This is a genomic window from Paenibacillus sp. BIC5C1, from assembly GCF_032399705.1.
In the GTDB taxonomy this organism is placed as follows: domain Bacteria; phylum Bacillota; class Bacilli; order Paenibacillales; family Paenibacillaceae; genus Paenibacillus; species Paenibacillus taichungensis_A.
This window is the reverse complement of sequence record NZ_CP135922.1, coordinates 4,097,853-4,120,643: the sequence shown is the minus strand read 5'-3', so window position 1 is coordinate 4,120,643 and position 22,791 is coordinate 4,097,853. Positions and strand designations below refer to the sequence as shown.

The window sequence follows — 22,791 nt, the reverse complement described above, 5'->3', positions numbered from 1 at the left end:
ATCGAACGGAAGGAGAAGGAGCATATGTCAAGCATGCAAAAGAGAATCAGGAAACCCGAAACTTCATTGCAAGGCCAGCCACATGAACCTGCATTGCCTGACAGCAAATCATCATTACGCTTCATTGGAAAAAAAATGAAGCGTCACTGGCAGTTATACTTGGTCGTATTTCTACCGTTGCTGTATTTGGTCATTTTCAAGTATATACCTATGTCTGGCGTCGTCATTGCTTTTAAAGAGTACAACGTCATCCAAGGTATTTGGGGTAGCCCATGGGTCGGACTGAAATATTTTGATCAATTTTTTGAATCACCAAACTTTTGGCTGTATTTGAAGAACACACTTGGCATTAATATGTACGGTTTGCTTGTTGGTTTCCCTGCTCCGATTCTATTGGCACTTGCATTAAATGAAATTCGTAACGGTTTTTTCAAAAGCAGTGTGCAAATGATCACCTATGCGCCTTACTTTATTTCAACGGTTATCATGGTTTCTATTCTCATCGTAACTTTATCGCCGAGTGTTGGGATTATTAGCAAGTTCACTCAAATACTCGGCATTGAGAATACAAATTTCATGGGAATTCCCAGCTTGTTCAAATCGATATATGTGTGGTCGGATGTCTGGCAATTTTCAGGTTATGGTGCCATTATCTACATCGCAGCATTGGCAGGAGTCAACCCTGAACTGTATGAATCGGCAAAAGTGGATGGTGCGTCCCGGATGCAGAAAATTTTCAATATTGATTTACCAAGCCTTATCCCCGTGTCCGTCATTCTGCTCATATTAAATTTGGGGAATTTCATGAAAGTTGGCTTTGAAAAAGTATATTTGATGCAAAATCCACTAAACATCAGCACCTCTGAGGTCATTTCTACCTATGTGTATAAGGTGGGGCTGCTCAGCTCGAGCTTCAGCTTTTCGACGGCGATCGGTTTCTTTAACTCGATTATCAATCTGATTCTTCTTGTAAGCGTTAACTATATTGCGAAGAAGTTATCCAGTTCGAGTTTATGGTAACAGCAAATCAGCAGAAAGGAGGAACAAATATGATCAAAGCGTCAAGGATTCGGGAATCGTATGGTGACCGTTTATTTCTAATCGGTGTCTATACTTTTTTGATCATGGTGACGATTATCGTCCTTTTTCCGCTCATCTTTATCATTTCATCATCGTTTAGTTCACCGCAAGCCGTCGTATCCGGCAAGGTGTGGCTGTTGCCCGTCGACTTTACGCTGGAAGGCTATAAAGCGGTGTTTCGAAATCCACAAATCGTTTTCGGTTACTTGAACTCGCTCTATTACACAGTCATAGGTACAGCAGTCAACGTTGCTTTGACTGTTATGCTTGCTTATCCGCTCGCCAGAAAAACGTTCTACGGACGTAATTTCATCATGGTCCTTCTAGTTATAACGATGATGTTCGAAGGAGGGCTAATCCCCTTATATCTCGTAGTAAAAAACCTTCATATCCTTGATACACGATGGGCGATGATATTGCCAGGAGCCATGGCGGTGTTTCAAGTAATTGTCGCCCGGACCTTTTTCCAGACCACGATTCCCGAGGAAATTGCGGAAGCTGCCGAACTCGATGGGTGTAGTGACATCCGGTTCATTACCAGTATGGTAATTCCGCTCTCTAAACCCATTTTGGCTGTGTTGACGCTGATGTACGCTGTAGGGCACTGGAACGCTTACTTTGATGCTTTGATTTTCCTGAAATCTGCAGAATTGTTCCCGTTACAGATCGTGTTGCGTAACATTCTTATTCTGAACTCGATCGATCCGACCATGGTGAGCAATGTCGATCAGATGTTGGCGCAGCAAGGGTTGAAGGATTTGCTTAAATATTCGCTTATCGTTGTCGCAAGCGCACCTGTCCTGATCATTTATCCGTTCGTACAGAAGCACTTTGTTAAAGGTGTCATGATTGGTTCATTAAAAGGATAGTGACGGGGAGGTAGCTCAACCAGCATTTAAGGAGGTGAGGGGTTGAAAAGCAGATAGAATGCTTCCGTAATTGAAATTAATGTTCGATAAATGGGAGGGGTCATAACTATGAAAACATGGAAAAAGTCATTCTCGTGCGTCCTCGGAGCTGCACTCTGTTTATCACTCGTCTTGAGCGCCTGTAGCGGGGATTCGAGCACAACTACGAATACACCTTCTGCCAGTGCACCAGAAGCAAGCGACGTGTTCACACCCGTTGGGGAATATCCGATTGTCAATACGCCCATGACGATCAAAATGTTTGCTCCACAGTACGCCGTCATAGAGAATATGGAAACCAATACATTCACGAAATACCTCCAGGACAAGACGAATATTCAAATAAAATGGGATCTCGTACCCGAAAAAGCGCTAAACGACCGTAAACAATTGATGCTGGCAAGCGGTGATTATCCCGAAGTCATTTTGCATGGGAGCTTAACCAAAGAAGAGCAGATGAAGTACGGCAAAGAGGGTGTGTTTATTCCACTGAACGACTTGATTGATAAATATGCGCCTAACTTCAAAAAAGCAATGGCTGAACTGCCGTACCTGGAAAGCTCCATCACTTCACCGGACGGCAACATATATGCACTTCCGCAAGTGAACGAGTGCTATCACTGCAACTATGCACAGAAGCTATGGATCAATCAGTCTTGGCTGGATAAGCTTGGGTTAAAAATGCCGTCAACAACGGACGAGTTTTATGAAGTGCTAAAAGCTTTTAAAGAAAATGATCCAAACGGTAATGGTATAAAAGACGAAATTCCGCTTACCGGCGCTGACGACATGTGGGCAGGGAACGTCGCTTCCTTCTTGATGAATTCGTTCATCATCGACGATCAAGTGGACAAAGACAACGGGACTTTTCTCCAGGTAAAGGACGACAAAGTGGATTTCGTCGCCAATAAGGAAGAATGGAAGCAGGGATTATTGTACTTGAAAAAGCTCTACACGGAAGGCCTGATCGATCCAGCATCATTCACACAAAACTCCGATGCCATCCAGCAGTTGGGCAACCGTCAAGACGCGAATGTGATTGGCAGCATTACAACCGCTCTAATCAGTTACGCCCACAGCCCCGATGACAAACACCCGCGTCATAAAGAGTATGTCACCGTTCCTCCCCTCAAAGGACCGAATGGTGTGCAGCAAGCTGGGTACTTTGCGGGAGTAAGTGTATCGCAAATGGCTATTTCGAACAAAGCGACCGATGAACAGAAAATCGCCGCAATCCGTTTGGCTGACTACTTGTACACAGAAGAAGCCATTGTGAATCAAGAGCATGGTCCGGAAGGCGAAGGATGGCGTAAAGCAGAGGAAGGTGAGCTGGGTATGGACGGCAACCCGGCAACTTATGCAATTATTTCTGATGGTGAAACCAAAATTACGTATAACGACCGTTGGGATCAGCTTGGACCGTCCCTCCGCACATACCAGTATCGTGACTCATGGGCAGCTCTGCAGGATCCGCTTGCTGAAGGCGCTTACGAGGTTCGTCTGAAGCGTGAATCAGCCAAATATGAGCCGTTCCAATCGAAGGAGAATTATCCGTCCAGCGTATTCATAGCATTGGAAGACACGCAGGTAGCGGCTCAACTGAAAACATCAATCCGAGATTACGTCAAGTCAAACATGGCTCAGTTCATTACGGGCAGCAAGGACATCGAGAAAGAATGGGATTCTTATGTGAAAGGTCTGGATGGCCTGCAGCTTGGTCAGTATATAGAAATTTACCAGAGGGCAATTGATACGAAATAATTCGAAAAATCCCTACCTAATTCCACCTTCTAGACTGAACGGTTGGCGGAATTAGGGGCTTTCAGATTAGACACGGAGGTGCAGTTTAAAGTGAACTGTGGTTTGCAAAACATGTTCTATAAGTATGTGTGGTCGTCCAATTGGTGGAATCAGGGACGTGAAGACACACAGGTGAAACACTTGGAACTTCGCTGCTGTAAAAATGACAGCGCCGCCTTCCAGGCATTGGTCAGCTCAGATCAAGAGGATATGCTCGTTACGATGAACCGGGATGCCCTGTTATGGAAGGGCGGCCCGATCAAAATTGTGCGCTGCGAGGTGGAAACGGATGCTCCCTGCAAGATCGATCTTCAGCTTATCGGGTTGATAGAGGACGATAATCGCGTTATGAATTCAGATGTTCTGCTGGATGAACCCTATCAATGGCTTAGGAAGCGTCAGATCCAACCTTTGTGGGTGGAGCTTCATGCCGATGATTCCGTTGCAAGTGGTCAATATGAAGGCAAGCTGAAATTCTACACGCATACGATGTTCGAGGATGAGGTTTTGGAGAAAGAACTGACGTTTCGTTTAACGATCAGTGAACAAGTGCTGCCAGAGCATGAAAATTATACTTTCGTTTTGGACTTGTGGCAGCATAACTGTAATATTGCAAGAAAATATGATGTTTCCTATTGGTCCGATGAACATTTCACGCTTCTTGATTCATATCTTCACAGCTTGTCTCAGCTTGGACAAAAGGCGTTGACGCTTGTTGTTTCAGAGGAGCCTTGGAGCGGACAGCGATCATTTATCGATGCTGAGCCATCCGACTTGAATGAATATAGTATCGTTCAGATTGTGAGAAGGAGCGACGGGCGATTCGATTATGATTTTACGCACCTGGATCGGTATGTTGAGATAGGTGAGAAGCACGGAATATGCCAAGAATTAGAAGTATTCGGTTTGATCAATATTTGGAAGCATGAGGACGAAGGGTTCGGGGGAGTTGTGGATGATTACCCCGATGCCATTCGCGTCCGCTATTATGATGAAGAAGCGGGGAGCTATAAGTTTATCCGAAATAAATCAGATCTTAGCGCTTATATCGTGGCATTAGAGCAGCATTTTATCTCGCAAAATTGGATTGACCGTGTTCGCGTTGTTGCTGATGAACCGGCTGATATCAGCTTATTTGAGGAAAGTTTAGCATGCTTACGCGAGATGGCACCATCATTCCGCTATAAAGCAGCCATCAATCATACCGAGTTTATTCGTAAACATATCAAAGGAATTGTTGATTATGTGCCTGTCCTTGACTGTGCTGCAGAAGAGTATGAACAGCTAGAACAGTTAAGAAAAGAAGTGAAGGGGACATTTACGTTTTACGTTTGCTGCTCACCTGAGAAACCCAACACGTTCCTTAGTTCGCCGTCGATTGAGTCCAGGGTGATCCCTTGGCTCGCAGAAAAGCTGAAATTGGACGGCTTTTTACGGTGGAATTATACCGTGTGGCCCGACAAACCTCTGGAGAGGCTTTCCTATCGTCCTATGATATGGAAGGCTGGGGATACCAATTTCGTTTACCCGGGAAAAAGGGGCAAACCGCTGCTTTCGCTGCGTTATAAGTGGCTGCAGCGAGGCATCCGCGATTACGAATATATGCAGATCGCCAAGCGGAATGGACAGGAAGAGCAGGTTGAGCAGATTCTCCAGCGAGTATTTCGATTCGATCATCCGAGAGAGCTTGCGCCCTCCTCTGGCAAAACGGCCATGCAGTTATACAGTTTTAATATCGAGGACTACGATCGATTATATGAGATTGAGAACGGACAAACAGAATGAACAGCTGTTTTAAACAATGGGATGAGAAAGGTAGGATCATATGAATCTTGTTCAGAAATTAACGCCATCAGCCAAACAACTTGCTTTTCAAAAATGGGAATTTGGATTGTTTCTTCATTTCGGACTTCGTACCTTTTATGAAGGATATGTCGATTTCGATGAAAGGCAGATGGATCCGGCAGCTTTCAACCCTGTTGACTTAGACTGTGAGCAGTGGATCCGGTCGGCGAAAGAAGCCGGAATGAACTATGCTGTGTTAACTGCGAAGCATCATGACGGCTTTTCCAATTGGCCTTCCGACTATAGTCGATTTAGTGTGGCGGCTTCTCAGTGGAAGTATGGGCAAGGGGATGTCGTACGCGAATTTGTTGATGCTTGCCGAAAATATGATATGAAACCCGGCTTGTACTATTCACCGTATGATGGTTCAGCTGACTATTACACCCAAGATGCAAAGGCCTACGATGATTATTTCGTCAATCAAATCACAGAGTTGCTCACGCAATATGGTGAAATCGATATCCTGTGGTTTGACGGTTGTGGCTCTGAGGGACATTCGTATGATTGGAAACGTATTATTGCTGAAATTCGACGCTTGCAGCCTCAAATTTTAATTTTTAATATGGGTGACCCCGACTTTCGGTGGGTTGGGAACGAGGATGGTATTGCACCTATTCCATGCTGGAATGAAGTGGACTCAACGGAGTTTTCAATTTTGACGGAAAAGAAAGAACGATTGGGTGAAAACCTATGGCTGCCAGCGGAATGTGACGTCCAAATTAGAGGTGATTGGTTCTATAGCGATAGCAATGAACTTACCCTGAAAAGTACAGAAGAACTTATGGGCATTTATTATCATTCGGTTGGCCGGGGTGCAAACCTGCTCCTGAATATTGGACCGGATCGCAACGGCCTGCTTCCGCAGAAAGACGTAGAGAGACTGTTGGAATTCGGTTCGGAAATTCGCCGTTTCGAACGTCCATTCGCAACAATTGAGCAATGCAGAAAAATTGAAAAATCGTGGATTTACGAGACCGAGGTGCCCCAAATGCTCGACCACATTATTATCCAAGAGGATCTTACAGCGGGTGAAAATATACGAAGCTTCAAGATTGACATCATTACTCAAAAGTCAAGACGACCTGTGACCATTTATGAAGGGAAGCATATCGGTCATAAGGCGATTATTCGTATCCCTGCGATCAAAATCCGGGGTGTTATTGTTGAAATCACCGAAAGTGACCAGGAGGCAGCACTTCAGAAACTAAGCTTCCATCATGTTGGGAACGGGAAATGAGGTTGTGTGTGAGTTAGGTAACCATATAACTTAAGGGATAGGGCTGCCTTCGCTCAAAACAAGCGTTTCGGCAGCCTCTTACTGTCGAAAAATATAGCTTCTTTTCTGCTGCTTACAAGTATTTTTCCATAGTATTGAAAACTATAATTGTTAATTTTGCGAGCAAGCATTTACTGGAATTATCATAACTTTAATTTGCTCATTGTGCAAAATTAATCAAGAGGCAAATTTTTTGATGTGGCTGATCGAAAAATTAATCACCTAATAAATTACATAAAAAAGAGAAAAAAAGACAAATAATGGAGGATAAGATTCTCCTTCTTTGTCTCTAAATGAAATTTAAACAATCTAATCTACTGGTACAACTAACAATAAATCATTTGCTGATCTTGAATGAAAATAATCCATAAATGACATCCTAAAAAAGTAGTATAACTCTAATTTTCCAGAGGAGGAGATCTTTTATGGCTAGCCAGAAGAAAAGGCAGGAAGCTGCTTGGAAGTCACGAAAGCAAGAACAGCATCCTCATGGTAAAATCAAATCGCTTAAGCAATTATCAAGCGAATATGAAGAGAAAAATACTACGATTTAAGCAACTAACTGCCTGTGAAATTTGCAGGCAGTCTTCATAACAACTGTCGCAGAACACAATTCCAATTAAGTCGCTATTTTAGCGGCTATTTTTGTTTTAATTTATCCGAATCCATCTGACCCTAAACCTACAAGTTCATCGGTACCATTAATCCAACTTGTCCCCTACATAATAAAAGGAATGAATATGCGTTTTAGACAATTCGATTACATTCTTGATAAACATCTCACGTGATTCGCGAAAATCGCTTAATATCCAATTGTTCAATATTCCAAAAAAGCCGTAAGCCGTGTAGTACTTAAAATATTCCATGTTAACAGGGAAATCGTTGATCGTCTCAAAGATAAACTGCTCCTCATAGATTTTCAGAATTGTCTGAGGAAAACCTGTATGCAGACCAGGTAACGTATCATCATATCGAATCAGTTCGAAGAAGTCTCGGTTTTCATAGATATAGTCGATGATTTGAAAGGATTCAAAATTAAGCTTGTTGGTGTAGACCTTTTGACCATGTGAATATGGCTTGCCTACGGCGAATCTCAGACCTTCAAGTTTCGTATTCAACAATTCTTCGGCGAGCACGAATTTATCTTGATAGTGTAAGTAAAATGTACTGCGATTGTAACCAGACTGATCAACGATATCTTTAACAGAGACGGCATGGTAGCCTTTTTTCTTAATAAGCTGGATCAGAGCAGTTTTAAGATGCTCCTCGGTTCTATTGCGCTGTTGAGATTTCAAAATTTGTTCATCATTCATACATAAAAACTCCTATAAAAATAGACATTGTTTCACCAAGTGTCGATGTAGTAGACACATCATCGTATCTTAATGATTGGATTGTTACAATTTTAAGCATACAATTATATTTGTAAACGTCATATAGCACTTATGCAAATAGGTGCTATTCAAAATAGTATACTGGAGGATTTAATCATGGGCAAACTTCAAGACAAAGTGGCAGTTATTACAGGAGGGGCATCCGGGATCGGCGCAGCGACAGCACGCTTATTCGTTTCAGAAGGAGCCAAAGTGGTCTTGGTAGACCTGAATGAAGAAAAAGGAACGGCGTTTGAGCAAGAACTGAAAGCGCTTAAAGCTGACGCCCTCTTTATTAAAGCAAACATCACGAGCGAACAAGAGGTTGCTGAGATTTTCAAAAAAACCGTTGATGTTTTCGGTAAAGTGGATATCGTATTTAACAATGCAGGCATTGGGCGTGTTCATCCTTCGCACGAGCTTGACTATGCTGAATGGCGCAATACGGTGAATGTAGATCTGGACGGCGTATTCTTGGTCGCACGTGAATCGATCCGTGAAATGCTCAAAATTGGCGGTGGGACGATCGTCAACACGGCTTCCATGTACGGATGGGTGGGTTCACCCGGTTCTGCAGCCTACAATGCAGCGAAAGGTGGCGTCGTGAATTTGACTCGTTCGCTCGCGCTGGAGTATGCTGAGAAAAATATTCGGGTGAATGCACTTTGCCCAGGCTTCATCGATACACCGATTATTCCAGAAGAGAGCAAACAGGCTCTTTCTTCGGCAACACCAATGAAGCGGCTCGGACAAGCAGATGAAATGGCCAAAGCGGTACTGTTCCTGGCTAGCGACGATTCATCCTATATGACAGGAAATAGCCTGATCGTTGATGGAGGATACACGGCCCAATAAGAGGTTTTTATTTACCGAACATAAATGGATTAACATATTAAAAGCCGCAAAATTGCGGCTTTTTTTCGTCCAGATATTTGCAAAAATTGATACATATGCTATGTTTACAATGAAAGCGCCATCATGAGTAAACAGAGGGATCATTCTTTATCATATTTTAAAATGGGAAGGAAGATGATGATGAAGATTTTGCTCCAAAAGACAGGCGTATTAATGCTGGCATTGACTCTGCTTCTTGGATTGATGACAGTACCCGTTCATGCAGATTCACCACTTTTCACGATCGAAAGCGAAAACGCTTTACTTTCCTCCGATCTTCAAGTGACGACAGAAATTTACGGTCAACCCAAGCCTGGATATTCTGGAAGTGGATTTGTTTGGATGCAGAATTCCGGCACAATAACCTTCACTGTGACTGTCCCCGAAACAGGCATGTATGCAATTTCCACCCGATACATGCAGGAGCTAAGTGCTGATGGCCGACTTCAATATTTATCTGTTAATGGCGTTACCAAAGGTTCGTTTATGCTGCCCTACACAACAACATGGTCTGATTTCAATTTTGGTTATCAGAAGCTGAATCAGGGAAGTAACACGATTCAATTGAAGGCAGGTTGGGGCTTCGCTTATTTCGACACCTTCACTGTAGACTATGCCAATCTTGATCCCCTGGAAGTTCAGCCTGTCCTTACTGATCCCCAAGCCACACCGGAAACACAACTTCTGATGAATTATCTAACGGAGGTTTATGGCAATCATATTATCTCTGGCCAGCAGGAGATATACGGTGGTGGAAACGATGGCAATACGGAGTTGGAGTTTGATTGGATTCATAATTTAACCGGAAAGTATCCAGCTATCCGCGGATTTGATTTTATGAACTATAATCCGCTCTACGGATGGGAAGACGGTACAACCGATCGAATGATCGATTGGGTCAATAACCGGGATGGAATTGCGACAGCTTCCTGGCATATCAATGTACCCCGAAATTTCACGACCTACCAGCTTGGGGATCATGTGGATTGGAAAGAGGCTACTTATAAACCAACAGAAACGAATTTTAATACAGCCAACGCCGTAATTCCTGGTACGAAAGAATATCAATACGTAATGAGTACGATTGATGATCTGGCAGAACAACTATTGATTCTTCAAGATAACAATGTGCCCGTTCTTTTCCGACCTTATCATGAGGCAGAGGGCAACGGCGGGTTGAATGGGGAAGGCGCCTGGTTCTGGTGGGCTTCTGCAGGTGCGGATGTGTACAAACAACTGTGGGATATGCTCTACACTGAACTTACAGAGACATACGGTCTGCACAACTTGATTTGGACTTACAACAGCTACGTATATAACACTTCTCCTGCATGGTACCCTGGTGACGATCAGGTAGATATTGTCGGTTATGATAAATACAATACGATTTACAACCGCAATGACGGTTTGTCTGGGGTGCCGAATGAGGATGCCATTACCTCGACCTTCTATCAACTGGTTGATCTGACGGATGGCAAGAAAATGGTGGCCATGACAGAGAACGATACCGTCCCAAGTGTACAGAATCTGACAGAGGAAAAATCAGGATGGCTCTACTTCTGTCCTTGGTATGGCGAGCATCTTATGAGTTCGGCCTTTAATTATCCAGCAACTTTGAAAACGCTTTATCAAAGTGATTATGTCATTACGCTGGATGAACTGCCTAATTTGAAGGCTAACAATCCAACATCAAACGCGTCCCTCACTCCTACAACCGTTGAATTTGACAAACACACGCCCAATTCAAGCGACAAGGCCATAACTGTGAACTTTAACGGTAATACGTTAATCGGTCTACGGATAGGTACCTCTGCATTAACTGCAAATCAGGATTATACGTTAAGCGGAAGTACGTTGCTGCTGAAAAAAGAATTTTTGACCGGACTGCCGGTTGGCGAACATTCCATCGTTTTTGATTTTAATCAAGGGCAAGATCCTGTACTAAAAGTTAAAATTGTAGATTCAACTCCAAGCACAAGCGCTGTAATTTCGCCCGTGAATGCAACGTTTGATAAAGCAGCGAATCTAGCGCAGGATGTTTCCTTGACCCTTACCTTAAACGGAAGACAGCTTACAAGCATAACGAATGGAACTTATACACTTGTATCGGGCCAGGATTATACGGCATCAAGCACAGCCGTCGTTCTGCGTAAATCCTACCTTTCCACGCTGCCGCTAAGTCCAAATACGATAACGTTTCATTTTAACGGAGGAAATAACGCTGTTCTTACAGTAAACGTAGTGGACAGCAGTGTTTCTGTACCCTCTGGGAACTTGACGATCCAAGCTTTTAACGGCAATACAAGTGTGTCCACCAACGGAATTTCACCTAAATTTAAAGTGGTCAATACCGGTAATTCGGCGATTCAGTTAAGTGATGTAAAGCTCCGGTATTACTATACGATTGACGGGGAAGAAGCGCAGAGTTTCTGGTCTGACTGGGCAAGTATCGGGAGTGCAAATGTAACCAGCAAATTCGTTAAATTGGCTACGCCAGTTGCGGGAGCGGATTATGTTTTGGAGGTTGGTTTTACGAGTTCTGCCGGAACGCTTAATGCCGGACAAAGCGCTGAAATTCAAGCACGGTTCTCCAAAAATAACTGGTCCAATTACAACCAGGCTAACGATTACTCGTTTAAGGCATCCGGTACTCAGTTCGCAAACAATGAACAGGTTACCGGGTATATCAACGGTCAACTGGTGTGGGGGATTGAGCCGTAAGGATGCAAACATAATAAAGGTTGGAGCGGGGATATCTGCTCCAGCCTTTTTCTGTTGGGATGGCTGAAATTCACGAGAAACGAATATAAAGAGGAGTATACGTAAGGAACATGTTATGATAGGGAGGATGCTAATTTTTCAGAAGGAGATCAAAGATCAATGGTTGTAAAAAAGTGGTTAGGTGCTTTACTTTTTATTCTGGCGACGATCCTGTTTACAGGATGCTCACTCGAAACGGTTTCGTTAAATGACTCATCTCAAGAGAATGCCGTTCTAACGCAATTTGATGAAGTAGCCAAGTATATTTCGGAGCATAATGAACTTCCGGAAAATTATATAACCAAGAAAGAAGCCAGAGAATTAGGATGGGAGCCTAGCAAAGGTAATTTGGAAAAAGTAGCTCCAGGCAAAAGCATTGGCGGTGACGTATTTCAAAATCGAGAAGGGCTGTTGCCTAAGAAAAAAGGAAGAATTTGGTACGAAGCAGACATTAACTATTCGGGAGGAACGCGGGGCAGTGATCGGATTTTATATTCCAATGATGGATTAATCTATAAAACAACGGATCATTACCGTACGTTCAAGCAAATCGAATAGGGAAAAGGTGATAATATGAAGACAATTGTCATTAATGGAAAGGACATTCATGGAAGAGAAGAATTACATGACGTCCTTCAGACCAGTCTTGAATTAGGTCAAACATATGGTCGGAATTTGGACGCATTATGGGATTGCCTGACTGGATTTATCCCTATGCCACTTACCATTCAGTGGATTGATTTTGATGCAAGTCGGAAGTCTCTTGGAGAGTACGCAGATCAGTTGCTGGACCTGATGCATGAAGCTGAAGAAGAGCTGGAAGGATTTACATTGGAGTTGAGAAACTAGTTGGTTTGTGTGAGGCAATAAGATGGACCCATTGAAAGTCGCTATTTTAGCGGCTTTTTTTTGTGAGTATGAAATCTTGCCTCACATGAGAGGACCAACACATGTCTGGATTTTTATAAACAGAAGGCTAACGTGTTTTAACGTATGGTGAATAGCATTTAGTTCAATAATTTAGTTAACAAGTTTACAATAAATTGGGTTGTAATATTTTTATGAGTAGAGGGGTTAACATTTAAATTGGAAAGAGAAACACAGCAAGAATTTTATCGGTTTCAAGCTGAATGTCAGAATATAATGATACTTTCTTAATTCTAGCATGTTTTTTCTAAAAACAAACGTTAGTATTCTATGATATGGACATCACCACGTTATTATTTGACAATGATAATCTTTATCAACTATTATTGTTTACAGGTAAATAATATTTTAATGGTATTCTATTTATCTTAACAATTCATTGAAGATTGAAGGGAGATTTTCATATGTCAAATAAAAATGCCCGTATTGCTATCATTGGTGGTGGTCCTTCGGGATTAACGCTGGCTCGTATTCTGCAGCAAAATGGAATGAAGGCTACTGTATATGAGCGTGAACCTTCCTCCAACTCTCGTCAACAAGGCGGCACACTTGATATGCATCCTGAGTCAGGTCAATTTGCATTGGAGGTAGCTGGACTGATAAAGGAATTCGAAGTGAATGCTCGTTATGAAGGTCAGGACTTACGACTTCTGGATAAAACCGGAAAAGTCTATTGGGACGAAATTTCAGGTCCCGAAGATAACCATAGACCTGAGATAGATCGTGGCGTACTTCGCAAATTGTTATTGGATTCTATTGAACCAAACACAATAAAATGGGGCCATCACCTAAAAAGTATACATTCACTAGACAATGGTCAGCTTGAGTTGCAATTTGAGAATGAGCATACAGAAATTGCAGATCTTGTTGTTGGTGCTGACGGTGCCTTTTCAAAAGTTCGTGAGTTTCTCTCGGATGTGCAGCCCATCTATACGGGAATAAGCGCGGTTGAGATGGGGATATCAAATGTTGATGAAAATCACCCGGATTTAGCCGAGTTTAACGGGAAAGGGAGTATGTTTGCATTCCAAGATCAAAAAGCGATTATGGCTCAGCTTAATGGTGACGGCCGCATCCGAGCTTATTTGGCTTTCAAGATTGAGAAAGAATGGCTGGATCATTGCGGTATTAACTTCGAACAGCCAGCCATGGCAAAAGAATCTCTGCTCCAATTATTATCCGATTGGAGTGATGACTTGAAAAATTACATTCGTTATTCTGATGGAGAGATGTTGCCTCGTAGAATCTATATGCTGCCAATCGACCACAGCTGGACGCATAAGGACGGGGTCACTCTCATAGGAGATTCTGCACACTTAATGTCTCCATTTGCAGGAAAAGGAGCGAATATTGCCATGCTTGATGCAGCCGAGTTAGGTTTATCTCTTGCTAATCACAGCGATCTAAAAACGGCTTTAGAGCACTATGAGGAAAAAATGTTTGCATATAGCTCTAAAGCAACACTGGAATCGGATATGAATCTTAAGCTCAGCTTCTCACATAATGCAGCGCATAAGTTTCTGGATATTATCCTTAGAGATTCGACAGGGAAACTTAGAGAGGTAAAAACAAGCTCTTAATCATTATGATCAGATCATTGCCAGCATTATTCTGAAGCAATTGGTAAATCATATAATTTAAAACCAAGGGAGAATAACTGGCATGCATCGTAAGCAAAATCTAAAAATGAAAAAAGTAGATTTATCACATTTAGAACAATATAGTCAGCTGTTACGCTATGTATTTCAGGTCACTCATAATGATCTTCACAAACATGGCTGGAAAGAAAACGAAATTCTCCATGAAAAGTCACCTGTCTTACAACAGGCAGATGTACTTGGATGGTTCGATGGAGAAAAACTGATTTCTCAGGTATCCATATATCCATTTGAGGTTCGGATATTTAACCAAACTTACGCTATGGGTGGCGTCACAGGTGTCGGAACTTTTCCTGAATATTCCGGTCAGGGCTTAATGAATAAACTGCTGCTGCAAGCACTCACCAATATGCGTGAAAAGAAACAATCCATTTCGTATTTGTATCCCTACTCCATACCGTATTATCGCCGTAAAGGCTGGGAGATCATTTCTGATAAAATCGTGTTTGAGGTTCAAGACTTCCAATTACCCAAAAACAAACCTGTTTCTGGTGATGTGGCACGTGTAGAACCTGACAGCGAAGATGTGAAGCTGGCTTATGAACGCTTTTCAATGCAAACCCATGGAGCCATGCTGCGGAAAGAGCTGGCGTGGAGTGAGTATTGGCGGTGGGATTCAGATGATTTAACTGCAGCCGTCTACTATGGTGAAGATGGTCAACCGGATGGCTACATTTTATATTGGATTGAAGAAGAAGTATTCCACGTCAAAGATATGATCTTCATTCACGAAGAGGCACGAAGTGGACTGTGGAATTTCATTAGTGCGCATTTTTCAATGATATCTAAAGTGGTAGGCAATATTCACACCGATGAACAGCTTGCTTTTTTGCTGGAAGATGCGGATATTAAGGAAACCATTTCGCCTTACTTTATGGCACGGATCGTGGACATTGAGCAATTCATCTCAAAATATCCGTTCAAACCCGCAGCGATGGATAGAGAGTGGACCTTTACTTTGCAAGACCCTTTACTGTCATGGAATCAGGGCACATTTACTCTACAAATTGAACCGAATGGAGGCGGAAGAGTAATTCGGAGTCAAAGTCGACGTAGTGAAGATAGCATAAGTATCCAAACCATGACGACGATGTTGTTGGGCTATAAGCGTCCTGAATATTTGCATAAGATTGGACGCATTAAGTGTGATCCAGAAACGCTTGATTTATTAGAAGATGCTATTGAGCAGCAGGCGCCTTACTTTTCGGATTACTTTTAATATTCAAAGTAGGGATCAGCATCCCCTTGGGGATTAGCAATACCTCGATTTCCGTCTGAAAATCTGTGTTTAAACGTAAAACAACCAGGATGGATGTATCCATACTGGTTGTTTTTATTTCCCATTCCATTATGTCTCATTTTATCAGATCAATGTATTCATCAATCGTAGCAAGATTTGCGCTTTTTTAAGAAGGTACAACCATCTCTGCGAGTGTATCCGACAACCTTTGTTTTGCTTTTTCCGATGCGGCAGTCAGTGGCAGACGCAGTTTTGCCGTGGCGATCAGCTGTTGCTGAGCAAGCCACCATTTGATCGAGGCTGGAGCAGGTTCTGCAAATACATCACTAATCAGAGGCTGCAGCTGCTTAAAGCTGTCTCTTGACCCATTCACGTCACCAGATGCAAAGCGTTGATACACGTCCACATACCGTTGGGTATGAATGTTGGCAGAGGCCACCATCCCGCCTGCAGCACCTTGACACAGCATCGCATGGAAATACGCATCTTCGCCGCAAAGTACAGGTTTCATCTCATATTGGGTTAACGCCAGCAGCAGATCCAAACCGCCAGTGCTGTCCTTCAGGCCAATAACCCCATCCAGATCCATGACTTTTCTCATCGTATCCAAGGTCATGCGACTACCGGTTCGAGCCGGAATCTCATAGACTAGAATCGGTAATCCGGTCCGGGATGCATTGGAAAAATGCTCTAGAATTCCTTCTTGCGTCGGTCTGTTGTAATAAGGAGTGACTACCAGGGCAGCATCTGCTCCTAATTCAGCAGCCATTTCAGTCCGATGAACCGTTGAATAGGTATCATTTGTTCCTGTCCCCACGACGAGGGGGATGGATTTGTTCAGACTTGTCAAAATCTCTTTCGTTACTTCCACCATCTGTTTTACTTCATCCCAGGAGACAGTCGGAGATTCTCCGGTCGTGCCGTTTACGACCAATCCCTGAATGTCGTGTTTGGCAAGATGGGTAACATATTTGCGATACGATTCAATGTCGAGCTTGTTGTCGTCCGAAAAAGGGGCAATTACCGGTATATAAATTCCTTGAACATGTTGTTCATTCATCATAATCAACTACCTCTTCCCGTTATATTGAAACTAATGTAACATAGGAACCAGCATCACAGTTACCTATAACAAATGATAGTTGTCATCAATATTTTCGATGAGGTGAGCAAGTTGGATTTAATCTATCTTCAGACATTCAGAGAAGTTGCCATTCGCGAGAGCTTCACTAGAGCTGCAGAAGTACTGGGTTATGCACAATCGAGTGTTACTACGCAAATTCAGAAGCTGGAAAAAGCATATCAAGTCAAACTGTTTGAACGCTACAGCAATAACAAGATTCGTCTGACTTCTGCCGGGGAAGAGTTGTTCAAGCTTGCCGGACAGATGTTGGAACTGTTTGAACAGTCCAAGGAAAAAATGGCGAAGCAGGGTGGTGGCTCCTTAACGATTGGTACGATGGACTCTATCGCTTCTTACTTTTTACCTCCATATATGCAAGCCACTCGTAAGGAATACCCTGATCTGAACATACGATTGCATACGAATCGTGAGGGGTTAATTTTGCATCAGGTCAGGGAAGGTGAAGCCGATATCGGACTTATTCTCGCAGATGATTCGAGCGATCCGGCTTTGCAGTGGATTACCATTCGCCAGGAACCGCTTTTGTTGATCGTCCATCCTCAGCATCCGCTGATCATCAAGGCGCAGATTGAATTGAATGATCTAAAGGATATGGAATGGATAATGCCTGAAGATACCTGCAATTACAGACAGCTGCTTGAAAGAGTGCTTCGCGGAAATTCAATCCCTTATCGGATCGGTCTGGAACTTGGCAATCCGGAGGCGATCAAAAGAAGTATTAAGTCAGGGGAGGGCATTTCGATTCTGCCGCAAATGGCTGTAATGGAAGAAATCGAGCGGGGAGAGTTGAAAGCCTTACCCCTTGAACATGCAGAGCTCCAACTCGAAATACAGCTCGTTCTTCATCCGAAGAAGTGGGTATCCAACGCGCTGCACGATTTTATGGAAAGCTTAAAAAAGTAAAGCGCTAAACTGATGGAGTTGGTTAGGAGAAGGAGGGATTGTGTTGCAGCAGCTCTTTAACGATCTGATCAAACAGGATGTAAAGCCGTTGCTTTCCAATTACGGTTATACAAAGAAGAGTTTAAATTTCAGTAGAAAAGCAGACGACCTTGTTTACATGTTCAATTTTCAAAAATCCTTTGGAAATTCGGCGGATAATGTCATGTTTTATGTGAACTGCGGCATTTACTCAGTGGAGTTAGCACAAATTCAATCAAAAGAGATTTTGACGGCACCCCTTGAACCCGAGTGTCACTTCAGAGCAAGAATCGGGGAAATTGTTCAGGCTGTTCCGGATCGATTCGCAGTTACTCCTGATACGAATAAGGATGATTTGATAGCAGTGCTGCTGCCCGGGTTGGAAGAAGTAATACGGTTCTTTGAAACGATGACCGATGCGAGATCCATTGTTGATTATTACATGTCAGGTCCCTTTTTGCATCTAAGTGAAGAGAGCTTCCATCTCCTTCTGAAATCCGGGGAGGTAACAGCCGCTAACCATTATTTGAGGGCTTTGCATGGAAAGTATGGAGCAGAACATCGTTGGACCATCTTTGAAAATAAATACAAGGCCATCTTCAATATATATGGAGTGAAATATGATGTGTCATAAGCTTGGACAGGAACAACTCCTATGAATCAATTTTTTAAAACGGAAGTAAAACAAAACGAAAGCCCATTGACTGGACTGGTCAACGGGCTTTCGTTTTATACTATGATTCAAATCCTTATTAAGACTTGGAGTTGGAATGATCTTTAGCGTGAAGCGTAGCAATCAGCTTCTCGCCCTCAACGTCGAGATTTGGTAGAATGCGATCCAGCCATTTTGGAAGTGACCAAGCCTTGTCACCGAAAATAGCCATGATGGCAGGAACCAATCCCATCCGAATAATGAAAGCATCAATCAGAATTCCTACAGCTAATGTAAAACCAATCTGTTTGATCATGACGTCATCTGTGAAGATGAACCCTGCAAATACCGAGACCATGATTACAGCTGCTGCAACAACTACGCGACTTACTTGATTATAACCATGAACAACAGACTCTGTTCCTCTGTGACCGTGTACGTATGATTCCCGCATCGAACTGACAAGGAAGACCTGATAGTCCATTGCCAAGCCATACAGGATACCTGTCACGATGATGGGCATAAAGCTCAGCAGCGGGCCGCCAGTGTCGAAACCAAAGAGCGAATGGAGCCAGCCCCATTGGAATACAGCAGTAGTGATCCCGAAAGTAGCCAGAATGCTAAGAAGGAAACCGATAGTTGCTTTAATTGGAACGATGATCGAACGAAATACCAACAGCAGAATGATAAGCGACAGCAAGATAATAATTCCTACATAGATAGGGAATACCTGCGCTAATTTCGCTGACATATCAATGTTAACGGCAGTGAATCCCGTAACACCAATCTTAACGTCATTCGTCTTCGCAACGCTCGATTCAGTAGATCGTAGTTCATTCACCAAATCTTTGGTGATTTTATCGTTAGGACCTGTGCCGGGAATAAGACTAAAGATAGCCAGATCTTCTGTCATGCCTAGCGGTGTAACCTGTGCAACGTTATTTTGGCTTTGGAGTTCCTTCATGACATTGCCCAAGAGTTCCGGAGTCACCTGCGCGGAAGAATTGTTAGGCTCCGCGACCAGAATAAGTGGTCCGTTAAATCCTTCTCCAAAGCCTTCGGATATTGCGTCATAACCCTGTCTTGCTGTCGTGTCCAGATTAGCTGAAGAAGCTCCCGGAATACCCATTTCCATTTTTGTTATAGGAGTGGCTGCCGCGCCAAGAAGCACGACGATGGCAATAATTGTGATCCAACGATACTTGATAACGAATTTCACCCATCTGTGAGCGATCCCGTGGCCAGCCGCTTTAGGATGTTTTGTACTTTTCTCGCGTGCTTTAGTGGAACAGATGCGTTCACCCACCAATCCAAGTAAAGCGGGCAATAGAGTAAGGGCAACAAATACATTAATAAGAACGGTAGCTGCGGCAACTAAAGCCATCGTAGATAAGAATGTGAGGCCGATGACAAGCATACCGCAAAGTGCAATAATAACGGTTAATCCAGCAAAGAATACAGCGCTACCCGATGTGCCAATCGCTCTTGCTGTTGCTTCTTGTGCGCTCAAGCGCTGATCAATAATCATTCGGCGCTGGCGATTAACAATGAAGAGAGCATAATCGATTCCGACGGCCAGACCAACCATGAGAGCCAGGACGGAAGTGACACTCGGCATTTCTATAAATTTGGAGATCGAGAATGCACCACCCACTCCAATGGCAACGCCGAGGAGTGCGGTGACAAGTGGCAGACCTGCCGCAACAACGGAACCCAAGGTGATTAACAAAACAATGACAGCAATGATCAGTCCAATAATCTCTGCCGAGCCTACTCCAATAGCTACTGTTTTGAGCGTTTCGCCCGGTAACACGGTGATGTTGGTCCCTTGTTGGGCAGACATAACGGAGTCAATTACAGAATCAAATACATCTTGCGTAATTGCAGACTGCTCAATGGTAAACTGAAATTGAAACAGAGCAACTTTACCATCAGAAGAGAGAAGGACACCAGGTACAGGAACGCCATCCACCATTAGAGGTCCATAGGGAGGAGGTGAGGCTGTTGCTGATTGCTGCATATTGGCAGCCTGAGCCATGTCTGCGGATGCACCCGAACTGCCAGCTTCAGCTGCATAATCGGCAGGATTAATCACATCCTTCAATCCGTATACTTCACTAACAGCTTTCATCACTGCAGCCAAACGTTCAGGCGTATCCAGACGCTCGTTGTCAGGTGCTTTGAACACAACACTTCCTTGCCCGCCGGAGGCGGCTGGTAATTCTTTAGCTAATTGATCCAAAACCTTTTGTGATTCTGTGCCTTCAATTTTCATTTCAGAACTAATATGAATGCCATTGATGCTGATCATAGAAATGACAACACCCAGAATCAATACCCACCCGATGATGAAATACCCCGGTTTACGAAAAGCCGTTTTCCCCAATCTATACAATAATGTAGACATATCTCTAATTTTACACTCCCTCTATGGTGATTATGGGTTGCTAGCGCATTAGAATCCTTTGCGCAAATGACCAAACATGGTTTCTAAAAACTCATCGAATGCTACAGCTTCAGTGCTAGGGTGGTCCGTTTTCTTTTGTCCAGGGAGCAGCACATTAAGCCTTCCGTCAATTAAAGGAAGAATAATCCCGTAAACTGCGTTTATAAGTAGATAAGTATATACCTCGTCATCATTTCCATTGGACAAGTCTAACAATGTTTCTTGCGCAGTCGTCTGCATATGATGCAGTACCCCGAGGAAATGCGGTTCTAACACCGGATATTTTTTCGAAAGTAACAAAAGTTCTCGCAATCTTCCTATGAGATCCGCTGTAAGCTGCATCTGGATAAGTTGATACAGAACGTCAAGCAAGGAGGTATTTGGGGGAATCATGGTAAGTAAATTCTCAAACTCAGCAGTATTGTGAACAGCTGTAGCTCCCATCGCAACAGCTTCTTCCTTGCATGTGAAATAGTTTGCGAAAGTTCTTCTGGAGTAACCGGCTTTTTGCACGATATCTTCAACAACGAAGCCATCCAGACCATGTTCAAGTGCAAGTTCAAATGCTGCGATCGCCAGCGATTGCTCTGTCGCTTCTTTTTTTAAATGCCGCAAAGTTGGTTTGGCCATCATTTTCCGCTTATGCGTACACCTCCGTCATGGTTGTTTCGGGAGGGAAGCAATTGTAAGTTGTTAACTTCATTATGGTTTTACACGACTCCTTTCTCAGGATCATCTTAACTTAAATTTGCCCTTTAGGCAAATTTGCTCAAAGGGAAAGTTATTACCTTTGCGATAAACGTAAAACTTCGTTCGTTGTTCATAGATGAGATGTTTCATTCAACCGAGGGGTTTATTTGAAAAGCAGAAAGAGCCCTGTAAAGAGCTCTTTGATCTAGCATGGTATGAACGATGTTTTTTCCTAAACGGAATGAATCCATTCAGCAATGTCTTGTATCACTTTCTTATCTACATGTTGTGCAACTTTGTATTCTTTTTTCATTTTTAATATTTCCCCATAAACAGCTGGCATAAATAAATGATTTAAGTGGGGATAAAGTTTAAACGTTACGTTAGGCTTTTCTCCCAACAAGTCTTGGTAACCCTTAAAATCTTTGTCTACGGATACATGAAAATCTTGATCTCCCTGCAAAATGAGTACGGGTTTATCTAATACGTTAAGGTAATTAATGGATGGATGTTCTCCCATTTCCTTGAAGTAGAAGGCTCTGGAATATTTACCCAAAACGACAGTTGATTTTGCTTCTGCATCACTTAACGTATAGATTTTATTAAACTTGGTTGATAGTGCTGCTATTTGTTTCTTCGCAATCATTTTCAAAAACAGATTCAACGAGTTCAAAACATCGTCATTTTGGTCCATCAAAATCTCTTCGAATTTTCGTGGAGATCCACCCATAATAATGATACCAGCAAAATGTCCACCTTCTGCATCAATTCGTGGAGCTAACATCCCGCCTAAACTATGACCTATAATGAATATTTGGTTGGTATTAATACGCGAGTCCTGACGCAATAAGTCAGCTGCGAGGATAGCATCCTCAATGGTTTCTTCTTTAACGGATAAGCTGGTATCGTTTTTCATTTCTTTTCCATAGACGAGTGTTCTTTTGTCATATCGCAGCACGGCGATTCCTTTGTCAGACAATCCTTCTGCAAGGTCTTTAAAAGGGAAGTTATTCCCCACCTTTTCATCCATATCCGCAGGGCCAGAGCCATGCACCAATACCACGGCCGGAACTTTTGACGAGCCATCCTCCGGCAGTGATAACATTCCATTTAGAGGATATTTCGTTTCTTTGCCAATAATTATTTTTTCGTTCATTCCCATAACCTATAACCTCCG

General features: G+C 43.0%; 19 protein-coding genes. 14 read left to right on the top strand and 5 right to left on the bottom strand.

Going from position 1 to position 22,791, the window contains the following annotated elements; genetic code table 11:
* The first annotated feature begins 33 nt into the window (after positions 1–33).
* The 6 genes from RS891_RS18255 (at position 34) to RS891_RS18230 (ending at position 7,463) form a co-directional block, all read left to right on the top strand.
* Positions 34–1,020, top strand: coding sequence for an ABC transporter permease (locus RS891_RS18255; protein ID WP_397333690.1), 987 nt, complete (start codon positions 34–36; stop codon positions 1,018–1,020).
* Between the two features lie 29 nt (positions 1,021–1,049).
* The gene (locus tag RS891_RS18250) at positions 1,050–1,949 is read left to right on the top strand and encodes a carbohydrate ABC transporter permease (RefSeq protein ID WP_315792786.1); all 900 of its coding nucleotides are present in this window, start codon (positions 1,050–1,052) and stop codon (positions 1,947–1,949) included.
* A gap of 108 nt (positions 1,950–2,057) precedes the next feature.
* Entirely contained in the window at positions 2,058–3,749 is a 1,692-nt protein-coding gene (locus tag RS891_RS18245; RefSeq protein WP_315792785.1) for an ABC transporter substrate-binding protein, read from the top strand.
* 90 nt (positions 3,750–3,839) lie between these two features.
* The gene (locus tag RS891_RS18240) at positions 3,840–5,573 is read left to right on the top strand and encodes a DUF4091 domain-containing protein (protein ID WP_315792784.1); all 1,734 of its coding nucleotides are present in this window, start codon (positions 3,840–3,842) and stop codon (positions 5,571–5,573) included.
* Positions 5,574–5,613: 40 nt separating this feature from the next.
* Entirely contained in the window at positions 5,614–6,870 is a 1,257-nt protein-coding gene (locus tag RS891_RS18235) for an alpha-L-fucosidase (protein ID WP_315792783.1), read from the top strand.
* 464 nt (positions 6,871–7,334) lie between these two features.
* Positions 7,335–7,463, top strand: a complete 129-nt coding sequence (locus tag RS891_RS18230) for a DUF6254 family protein (RefSeq protein WP_220095247.1) — start codon at positions 7,335–7,337, stop codon at positions 7,461–7,463.
* 147 nt (positions 7,464–7,610) lie between these two features.
* Here the strand turns inward: RS891_RS18230 and RS891_RS18225 are convergent, their stop codons facing one another.
* A complete protein-coding gene (locus RS891_RS18225) occupies positions 7,611–8,222 on the bottom strand; it encodes a TetR/AcrR family transcriptional regulator (RefSeq protein WP_315792782.1) in 612 nt (203 codons plus the stop codon).
* A gap of 177 nt (positions 8,223–8,399) precedes the next feature.
* On the opposite strand from RS891_RS18225, the gene RS891_RS18220 reads away from it, so the two are divergent.
* From RS891_RS18220 to RS891_RS18195, 6 genes are all read left to right on the top strand, one after another.
* A complete protein-coding gene (locus RS891_RS18220) occupies positions 8,400–9,137 on the top strand; it encodes an SDR family NAD(P)-dependent oxidoreductase (protein ID WP_113054389.1) in 738 nt (245 codons plus the stop codon).
* A 180-nt stretch (positions 9,138–9,317) separates the two neighbouring features.
* Positions 9,318–11,897, top strand: a complete 2,580-nt coding sequence (locus RS891_RS18215) for a glycosyl hydrolase (RefSeq protein ID WP_315796365.1) — start codon at positions 9,318–9,320, stop codon at positions 11,895–11,897.
* A gap of 159 nt (positions 11,898–12,056) precedes the next feature.
* Positions 12,057–12,494, top strand: coding sequence for a ribonuclease (locus RS891_RS18210; RefSeq protein ID WP_315792781.1), 438 nt, complete (start codon positions 12,057–12,059; stop codon positions 12,492–12,494).
* 15 nt (positions 12,495–12,509) lie between these two features.
* Complete coding sequence (locus tag RS891_RS18205) at positions 12,510–12,785, top strand: barstar family protein (RefSeq protein ID WP_315792780.1); 276 nt, start codon at positions 12,510–12,512, stop codon at positions 12,783–12,785.
* A gap of 482 nt (positions 12,786–13,267) precedes the next feature.
* Positions 13,268–14,443, top strand: coding sequence for an FAD-dependent oxidoreductase (locus RS891_RS18200; protein ID WP_315792779.1), 1,176 nt, complete (start codon positions 13,268–13,270; stop codon positions 14,441–14,443).
* Between the two features lie 82 nt (positions 14,444–14,525).
* Positions 14,526–15,740, top strand: coding sequence for a GNAT family N-acetyltransferase (locus tag RS891_RS18195; protein ID WP_315792778.1), 1,215 nt, complete (start codon positions 14,526–14,528; stop codon positions 15,738–15,740).
* 187 nt (positions 15,741–15,927) lie between these two features.
* On the opposite strand, the gene dapA is transcribed toward RS891_RS18195, so the two are convergent.
* Positions 15,928–16,824, bottom strand: coding sequence for a 4-hydroxy-tetrahydrodipicolinate synthase (gene dapA, locus RS891_RS18190; protein WP_113054383.1), 897 nt, complete (start codon positions 16,822–16,824; stop codon positions 15,928–15,930).
* A 111-nt stretch (positions 16,825–16,935) separates the two neighbouring features.
* Between dapA and RS891_RS18185 the strand changes: the two genes are divergently transcribed.
* The gene (locus RS891_RS18185; protein ID WP_113054382.1) at positions 16,936–17,808 is read left to right on the top strand and encodes a LysR family transcriptional regulator; all 873 of its coding nucleotides are present in this window, start codon (positions 16,936–16,938) and stop codon (positions 17,806–17,808) included.
* 40 nt (positions 17,809–17,848) lie between these two features.
* Positions 17,849–18,460, top strand: coding sequence for a DUF4304 domain-containing protein (locus RS891_RS18180; RefSeq protein WP_315792777.1), 612 nt, complete (start codon positions 17,849–17,851; stop codon positions 18,458–18,460).
* A gap of 118 nt (positions 18,461–18,578) precedes the next feature.
* On the opposite strand, the gene RS891_RS18175 is transcribed toward RS891_RS18180, so the two are convergent.
* The 3 genes from RS891_RS18175 to RS891_RS18165 form a co-directional block, all read right to left on the bottom strand.
* Positions 18,579–20,885: an MMPL family transporter gene (locus RS891_RS18175; RefSeq protein ID WP_315792776.1), complete on the bottom strand. Its 2,307-nt coding sequence runs from the start codon at positions 20,883–20,885 to the stop codon at positions 18,579–18,581.
* Between the two features lie 48 nt (positions 20,886–20,933).
* Positions 20,934–21,557 carry a TetR/AcrR family transcriptional regulator gene (locus RS891_RS18170; protein ID WP_315792775.1) on the bottom strand — a complete coding sequence of 208 codons (624 nt, stop codon included), beginning with the start codon at positions 21,555–21,557 and terminating at the stop codon, positions 20,934–20,936.
* A 289-nt stretch (positions 21,558–21,846) separates the two neighbouring features.
* A complete protein-coding gene (locus RS891_RS18165) occupies positions 21,847–22,776 on the bottom strand; it encodes an alpha/beta hydrolase family protein (protein WP_315792774.1) in 930 nt (309 codons plus the stop codon).
* Between the last annotated feature and the right edge of the window lie 15 nt (positions 22,777–22,791).